At 38.8% G+C, this 7460-nt stretch carries 8 protein-coding genes and 1 pseudogene; 3 read left to right on the top strand and 6 right to left on the bottom strand.

Annotation, left to right across the window (positions count from 1 at the left end):
* Window positions 1–7 precede the first annotated feature (7 nt).
* The 5 genes and pseudogenes from HWQ37_RS23975 to HWQ37_RS23995 form a co-directional block, all read right to left on the bottom strand.
* Window positions 8–289, bottom strand: coding sequence for a type II toxin-antitoxin system RelE/ParE family toxin (locus tag HWQ37_RS23975; protein ID WP_292751783.1), 282 nt, complete (start codon window positions 287–289; stop codon window positions 8–10).
* Window positions 286–504 carry a hypothetical protein gene (locus tag HWQ37_RS23980; protein WP_292751786.1) on the bottom strand — a complete coding sequence of 73 codons (219 nt, stop codon included), beginning with the start codon at window positions 502–504 and terminating at the stop codon, window positions 286–288. Before HWQ37_RS23980 ends, HWQ37_RS23975 begins: the two co-directional genes overlap by 4 nt.
* Window positions 505–731: 227 nt before the next feature.
* Window positions 732–2951 (bottom strand): O-linked N-acetylglucosamine transferase, SPINDLY family protein, encoded by a 2220-nt coding sequence (locus HWQ37_RS23985; RefSeq protein ID WP_292751789.1) that lies wholly within the window; start codon window positions 2949–2951, stop codon window positions 732–734.
* Between the two features lie 139 nt (window positions 2952–3090).
* The gene (locus HWQ37_RS23990; RefSeq protein WP_292751792.1) at window positions 3091–3654 is read right to left on the bottom strand and encodes a type IV pilin-like G/H family protein; all 564 of its coding nucleotides are present in this window, start codon (window positions 3652–3654) and stop codon (window positions 3091–3093) included.
* A 154-nt stretch (window positions 3655–3808) separates the two neighbouring features.
* Window positions 3809–4168 (bottom strand): annotated as a pseudogene (locus tag HWQ37_RS23995) (Uma2 family endonuclease); the annotation flags it as partial.
* A 110-nt stretch (window positions 4169–4278) separates the two neighbouring features.
* On the opposite strand from HWQ37_RS23995, the gene HWQ37_RS24000 reads away from it, so the two are divergent.
* The 3 genes from HWQ37_RS24000 (at window position 4279) to trxB (ending at window position 6804) form a co-directional block, all read left to right on the top strand.
* Complete coding sequence (locus HWQ37_RS24000) at window positions 4279–5064, top strand: Rpn family recombination-promoting nuclease/putative transposase (RefSeq protein ID WP_292751795.1); 786 nt, start codon at window positions 4279–4281, stop codon at window positions 5062–5064.
* Window positions 5065–5125: 61 nt separating this feature from the next.
* Window positions 5126–5299 carry a hypothetical protein gene (locus HWQ37_RS24005; protein WP_292751799.1) on the top strand — a complete coding sequence of 58 codons (174 nt, stop codon included), beginning with the start codon at window positions 5126–5128 and terminating at the stop codon, window positions 5297–5299.
* A gap of 134 nt (window positions 5300–5433) precedes the next feature.
* Complete coding sequence (gene trxB / locus HWQ37_RS24010) at window positions 5434–6804, top strand: thioredoxin-disulfide reductase (protein WP_292751801.1); 1371 nt, start codon at window positions 5434–5436, stop codon at window positions 6802–6804.
* Between the two features lie 253 nt (window positions 6805–7057).
* On the opposite strand, the gene HWQ37_RS24015 is transcribed toward trxB, so the two are convergent.
* A complete protein-coding gene (locus HWQ37_RS24015) occupies window positions 7058–7345 on the bottom strand; it encodes a hypothetical protein (RefSeq protein ID WP_292751803.1) in 288 nt (95 codons plus the stop codon).
* Window positions 7346–7460: the final 115 nt, after the last annotated feature.

The following is a 7460-nucleotide window of genomic DNA, read 5'->3' on the forward strand; positions in this document are numbered from 1 at the left end:
TTACCATTTAATAAACCTCATCATGGCTGCCAATATCAACCAATATAATTAAATCATCTCCTGTTATGGTATCTTTCTTAAAAGCAAAAATAATTCGACAATCATAAACAACAGAACAAGACCATAAACCATCCAATTGACCCGTTAGCTTATGAGACTTTAAAGACATAGTAAAAGGATCATTACCCAATAACTCTAAAACCGCTAATATCTTGTCTTGTAATTGGGGATTTTTCTTGATTAATCGCTTAAAACTCCTTTTAAACTTCTTATCTGTTGTTAAAATCATTCATCGTCATTCTCCAACAAATAAGACTTTAAATCTTCAAAAGTTCCTCGTTTAGCTGTCCCCATTTCCACAGCTTTAAATACCTCCTGAGCATTAGCAGCAATTTCAGCCCGTCGAGCCTCAATCCGTCGCTTGCGAATCAACTCGAATAAGTGATCCTGATCCTCTATTGTCAAACTCTCGATAGAATCAATCATTTCTTGAAAAGTCATCATATAAGCTCCTGTGACATCTCCCATACTGAACCGAAGCAGTTACAGGGAGACTTGTTACAAAGGACAACTGTTTACGGTATGGCGGTTATTTTCCCACCAAGATAAAGCGTTCACCGAATTGGCGATTATACCAGTACTGAAAAATTCGCAGACATTGATTAAGAATTAGGTTTTTATTCCGACTCTAATCGTTACGCACTAATCATATCACGATACTCACTTAGAGCTTATTTTGCCTCAATATACCTCTGCCACATCTGCTCGTAAGCCTTCTCCATTTCACGGGTAAATTGTTTGCCATTCCACAACGGGGCTGTTTGCCGCGATGCTTTCAGTTTCAAAGCCACCTGCTGACGTAAAGCCTCATCTTTCCCCAAGCGCACACCCCATTCTATATACTCTTCATCAGTCCAGGCAATGCCTTCTGTGATACCCGCATTTATCATCATGGTGTAGCTGTTACGCGCTGCAAATTGTTCGCCGACTCTTGTGACTAAAGGTATACCCATCCACAATGTTTCTAAAGTTGTTGTCGCTCCGTTGTAGGGAAATGTATCTAATACAATATCAGCAATGCCTAAATTAGCACGATGAACTGACTCTAAATAAACTATTGGTAAAAATCGTAATCGAGAACAATCTACACCTTCTTCTTCGGCAATTTGGTAAAAGAAGCGTTTAATTGTTTCCTCCTCAGCAAGTCCTTTAATCAAAAAGTAGCTGTTAGGGACTTGTTTGATAATTTGCATTTGCCATCTTGTCGTCTCTGGATGGCGTTTATATCCTCTTTGGGCGCTGAGATATACAACGGCATCCATCGGAATATCCAAGTCATCGCGGCGGAGAGTTGGTACACCAACTTCAAAACCATCTACTGCTATGTAAGTTTGAGGTAATCGCCAGATTTTTTCTGTATAGTAATCTTGTGCATCATCTGGCAGTACATAAGGATCTGCGATAAAGTAATCAATTGCAGGTATGCCTGATGCATCCCACCCCAGCCAAGTAACTTGAATTGGGGCTGGCTTGAGTGCCATCACTTCACTGGTAATATCTAGAGTGATGCTATCGAGGTCAATTAAAATATCAATTTCATCTTGATATATTTGATCAGCAATTTCTAGACCATTCATGCCTAATTTATGAACATTACCTGCATTTTGTACATACCAATCCCGTAGGAAATCATCTACTAATTTATAGTTCACAAAATAGGTATGAATATCAAATTTATCTCGATCGTGATGATGAAATAACCAGCGAGCTAGCCAACCAACAGAATGATTCCTTAAAGCGTAAGATATATAACCAATTTTTAATTTCTTCGGATAATCTGTTAAAGATTGATGATTAATAATTTGACGAGCATAGTTTTTTCCTTGTGATTGGGCAAAAACTTTAATATAATTATTAAAAATCTCAGCTACCTGATTATGAATAACTCGAAATTCAGCAGGAGCATCTTTAATATGAGGTATCGCAAAAGCTGGCGTAAGTAACCGTAATATTCTTCCTTCTTCTAAAAAAATTCGTTCAGCATTAATAAACTCTTTATATACAGTTTCCAATTCTTGACAAGTTGTACATATTTCTTGCCAATATCCTCCTGCTGACATTAGACCCCTTAACAGCAAATGGAGTGCAAAAATTTTATCAGCCAAACCTTCTGATAAGGAATAACACAACCTAGCTGTCTCTATTCCTTGAGAATAACTACGAGCATCTTGATAAAAAGTCGCTAAGTGTCGCAAAATTTCTACATTATCTGGCTCCAATCGTAAATGTAATTCCAGAAGAGATGCTGCTAGTAAAGGCTGCCGCAAAGTATGACCAATTTGCAGAGCAGCAGGAAGCAGTATAGAGAAGCATTGATGAGGATCAGAGAAATAAGGGAGACTAGCTTCTATGAAATTGAGATTAATTGGATGTAAGGGAACATTATTTAAAAGTTCTTTTAAAGCTTGGATTAATAATTCGGTATTAATTTCTATATTTTCTTTGGCATTTAATGTTTCAATTAATCCCCAGTCATTCAAATCATCAATTTGCTCAAATTTTTCTAAATTGAGAGAAAGTAGAAGAATTTGAAGCAAATTATTGATATTACTAGGATTAATTTCTCGTAGATGCTGGCGAATTAACCAAGCTAGAGAATCTTCTGTAAGTGTTTCGCGTCTTTCAGCTTCTCTTTGCAAAACTTGAAATAGTTCATTTGTCCAAATTGGTAACTGTTCTTCATCTGCCTCTGTCATTGGCAGCATCCAAGTCATTTGAGCTTCGGCTTCTTGCCCTTGTAATAGCAATAGTAGTCCTAAATGCCAATAATAAGAACTAGCATTTGGCTCTATTGCAATTGCTTGTTCATATAACTGTGCTGCTTGTGAATATCTCCCTTGAATTAAGTATTGTTCAGCTTGATTTTGCCAATTATATATATCAGTAATCATTGTAATTTTCTGAGAAAATTTTATGAGGAATATACTTGTGAACGACTCACATAATAGAAATAAAGTGGATAGAAGCATCTACCCACTTTGGAAAATATGTCGTTGACAGACAATTTATATACCGTTTGTCTTTGGTTAGTTACTTAGCCAAAGAGACGTAGCTGGAAGCACAACTAGGCTGTCCTGAACTATAAGTACTTGTTGTAATGGAATCTGCATTTACAGCACCGCTGATAACCATAGGGTTTAGAGATTCACACAAAACAGCTATGGTAGTAGCTTCACTAGTAGCTCCTTGGGTTGTTACCCCGACAGCACCAACATAGGCTTTGAGAGGTGCTTTGCCGCCTGCACTTATTACTATTGCTTGGTTGAGTGCTGAACTAGCGTCTGGCGTAAGAACTTTATATGTGTAATTTACGGTTACTGTTGCAATACCAAGACCTAAAGCACTAATTACAGTTGTAAATGTAGTATTTTCTAAGTAATAAGCTTGCTGCGCGCGGTTCATCGAACCTGTATAAGTTTTAGCTTCCGACTGCTTGGCTTTGTTTGCTTGGTTCAAGAAAGAAGGCAGTGCGATCGCAGACAAAATACCGATGATGATAATTACTACTAGTAATTCAATAAGTGTAAAACCCTCATTTTCATTCTTTTTGGCGAGGATGTGTTGGAGAAACTTGGCTTTTAATTCGGTTTTCATAAGTGTTTTCCTGGGGGTAGGAAGTGATTGGGTGTTCTAGATGTAACTTACCCAACTGCGATCGCTTTCCTATCACCTCCAGAAAAAAAGTTTGGAAAGATACAGTTACACAATCCAGAATCCTTACTAAGCCGCTTATCAACACCAGAGGCTAGATTCTATCGCTTTTAGATTTAATCTCAACCATTAAGTCTGGAACTAAGTCTACAAAGGCGCGCTTTGTCTTCTTCAAGCGGTCAGCCTTAACAAAAGAGACATCAGGCGATCGCAAATTTCTTTTTTCCGAGTCATCCTCTTCTATATTCGGTAGAATAAACCCTGCGCCAGAACCAGTTATACGCCCTAGTTTGCGCGACATTACCCAGATATTCAAGAAAGTACTCAACCGAGCGCCAATTTCCTCTGACTCGTAATCTGATAGCCCCGTAACTATAATTTTCCCCTCTACCAGCTCCATCTGCCATTCTGGATGCTCGGTTTGTAGCTGCTCTAAGTCTGTAATGGTGAGGGACATAATATTACAGAAAATACTTTTATATATATCATAAGTGCCGCACTCTACGAAAGATACAATGTATTGTATTGAAATAAAAACGGCTGTATAGTTTGCCATTAGTAGCAGCAATGAAAACAGATGTAATTTTTTATGAACTTATCAAGGAACTACCACATATATTTTTTGAACTGATTGATAAACCTGATACTAATCCCGATATCTACACATTTATTGCACCGGAAATTAAACAACAATCATTTCGTTTAGACGGGTTATTTGCTACTATCAAGGGATTTGAAAATGAACCCTTATACTTTGTAGAGTTACAAACCTACAAAGATGAGGAGTTTTACGAACGACTTTTTGGGGAAATTTTTGTTTACTTTCGTCAATATAGACCAGCAAACTCAGACTGGTATGCAATTGTTGTCTACGACAAACGCATCAATGAAACGCCAGCACACCCGCGCTATCAGGCTTTAGTAGAACAACATCTACGTTGCATTTATCTGAATGAACTTTCTACCAGGACTGATGATTCCTTGGCGATAGGAATTGCTAAACTATTTGTAGAATCACCTAAAAAAGCTACTTCCTTAGCTCAACAGCTAATCAATCAAGCTAAAGAAAACTTACCCGATGAAAATCTTCAAAAGAAAGTGCTAGCATTTATCCAAGCCATTGTGTTTTATAAATTTCCCAATCTTAGTTTAGAGGAAATTGAAGCTATGCTGGATTTAGATGCATTCAAAAATACTCGATTGTACGAGAGTATCGTGGCAAAGACAGAACCACAAACCAAGCTGAAATTAGCCCCAAAATGTGTTGAGAAAGGTATGACCATTCAAGAAATAGCTGAATTTCTGGAGCTAGACGTTGAAATTATCAAGAAATATCTGCAAGAACAGTCTTAGTGGTTCACAATATCGGGACTTACGCAACTGCTACATACATATATTATGAGCAATTTAAACCATGTTTGATTTAGATGAATTTACAATTACTCGATTGTACAAGAACATCTGGGAAAAGAGTAGATTGAAATTAGCTCCAAAACTTAGTGAGAAAGGTATGAGTGTTCAAGAAATGGCAGAATTGCTAGAAATAGATATTGAAGTTATCAGGAAATATCTGCGAGAAAACTTTTAGCGGTTAAAGAGTATCTTTGACAAGTATTGAGCGTATAGTACTGTAGGCGTTTTCCCATCGCTCCCCATCTGAGGTAGCCAATCATAATTTATTATGCTATATTAAGCGTAGTCGTTATGAGTTCATATATTTTCATGACTAACCCAACTGTAGAAAACTTGGTAATTATCGGTTCTGGGCCAGCAGGGTATACAGCCGCCATTTATGCCGGACGCGCTAACCTGAAACCCGTTGTATTTGAAGGTTTCCAAGCCGGGGGATTACCTGGTGGGCAATTAATGACAACGACGGAAGTTGAGAATTTTCCGGGATTTCCGAAAGGGATTACCGGGCCGGAACTGATGGATCAAATGAAGGCTCAGGCGGAGCGTTGGGGGGCGGAACTATATACTGAAGATGTTATCTCAGTTGACTTGAGTCAGCGTCCCTTTACAGTGCGATCGCCAGAAAGAGAAATTAAAACCAATAGCATCGTCATTGCTACTGGTGCGACAGCAAAGCGTTTAGGTTTACCCAGCGAACATGAATTTTGGAGTCGGGGAATTTCGGCTTGTGCGATTTGCGATGGTGCAACACCAATTTTTCACGGTGCAGAATTGGCTGTAATCGGTGCTGGCGACTCGGCGGCGGAAGAGTCGATTTACCTGACTAAATACGGTTCTAAGGTGAATATGTTGGTACGCACCGATAAAATGCGGGCTTCTAAGGCTATGCAAGATCGGGTTTTGGGTAATCCGAAAATTCAGGTACATTGGAACACAGAAGCCGTGGATATCTTCGGTAGCGATCGCATGGAAGGCGTGAAAGTCCGCAATACTAAAACTGGTGAAGAAAGTCAACTACACGCTAAAGGTTTATTCTACGCCGTTGGTCATACTCCCAACACCTCTTTATTTCAAGGACAATTAGAACTGGATGAGGTGGGTTATGTTGTCACCAAGCACGGTACTGTGGAAACCAGTGTAGAAGGGGTTTTTGCTGCTGGTGACGTTCAAGATCATGAGTTTCGGCAAGCAATTACGGCTGCGGGTACTGGCTGTATGGCGGCGATGTTAGCAGAACGCTGGTTATCATCCAGTGGATTGATTCAAGAATTCCATCAACAGGCAGAAACAGCAGATAATGAATTAGAAAATCAGCCAGCGAAAAAGACTGAAGCCGAGGAAGAAGCTGGATTTAACTTGGACAGAACGCGCCATGAGGGAGGTTATGCTTTACGGAAATTATTCCATGAAAGCGATCGCTTACTTCTGGTTAAATATGTCTCTCCTGGTTGTGGCCCTTGTCATACCCTGAAGCCAATTTTAAATAAAGTGGTGGATGAATTTGACAGCAAAATTCACTTTGTAGAAATTGACATCGACAAAGACAGAGATATTGCTGAAAATGCTAATGTGACAGGAACCCCAACGGTTCAATTGTTCAAAAACAAGGAACTGGTGAAGGAAGTCAAAGGTGTGAAGCAAAAGAGCGAATACCGCCAGTTGATTGAAAGTAATCTTTGAGATAGTAGGTATTGGGGACTGGGGAAGACTCTGCCCAATACCCAATACCCGCCATAGCCTCAATACGCTTGGGTTAAAGGTTATTGGTGTAGATAATTGGTCTTTTAAGACACGATAAATCGCATCTCTACATCAGGTTTTTTTGCTCATTCTGAACTGTATTGAACCATAGCCGATAACTTTACTGCTCATTCTTTGCATCTTGAGACAGGTGCAAAGGATGAGTCTACCTCAGAAATTGAGCTAATTAATATCAATTATCTTGATGAGGATCGCTTGTATCTTGCTCAGTTTCTAGAAGCCGTGAAATAAGCATATCTGGTTTTCTACTAATAATAGACTTAACTTTATCAATAGCAATTACTTCACTGATTTTCACAACCATTTCCCAGAAAGTATCTTCTTCTGTGTCTTTGTTGTAAGTTCTATGTTTAAACCACAATAAATCATCCCAAACTCCGATAATAGTGGCGAAATACCACTTATCCCTTACTAGTATCCAGATTTCTTGTTCTAAGTAAGTCTGTAGAAGAGGTTTCACAATGACTAAGATAATAGAAAATATTGTGCTACATATTAAGTAAGTATTAACCGCTTAGACCCTGAAGGGGGGACAAAATCAGCTACAAGACAGACTCTATAAGCTTCATAGCTCT

The sequence above is a fragment of the Nostoc sp. NMS4 genome, assembly GCF_017115095.1.
In the GTDB taxonomy this organism is placed as follows: domain Bacteria; phylum Cyanobacteriota; class Cyanobacteriia; order Cyanobacteriales; family Nostocaceae; genus Nostoc.

Bases quoted from the DNA above. Each gene is read 5' to 3' on its own strand.
- HWQ37_RS23985 (WP_292751789.1), bottom strand. From the start codon at position 2,951: ATGATTACTGATATATATAATTGGCAAAATCAAGCTGAACAATACTTA.
- HWQ37_RS24000 (WP_292751795.1), top strand. From the start codon at position 4,279: ATGAAAACAGATGTAATTTTTTATGAACTTATCAAGGAACTACCACAT.
- HWQ37_RS24005 (WP_292751799.1), top strand. From the start codon at position 5,126: ATGTTTGATTTAGATGAATTTACAATTACTCGATTGTACAAGAACATC.
- HWQ37_RS23990 (WP_292751792.1), bottom strand. From the start codon at position 3,654: ATGAAAACCGAATTAAAAGCCAAGTTTCTCCAACACATCCTCGCCAAA.
- HWQ37_RS23980 (WP_292751786.1), bottom strand. From the start codon at position 504: ATGATGACTTTTCAAGAAATGATTGATTCTATCGAGAGTTTGACAATA.
- trxB (WP_292751801.1), top strand. From the start codon at position 5,434: ATGACTAACCCAACTGTAGAAAACTTGGTAATTATCGGTTCTGGGCCA.
- HWQ37_RS23975 (WP_292751783.1), bottom strand. From the start codon at position 289: ATGATTTTAACAACAGATAAGAAGTTTAAAAGGAGTTTTAAGCGATTA.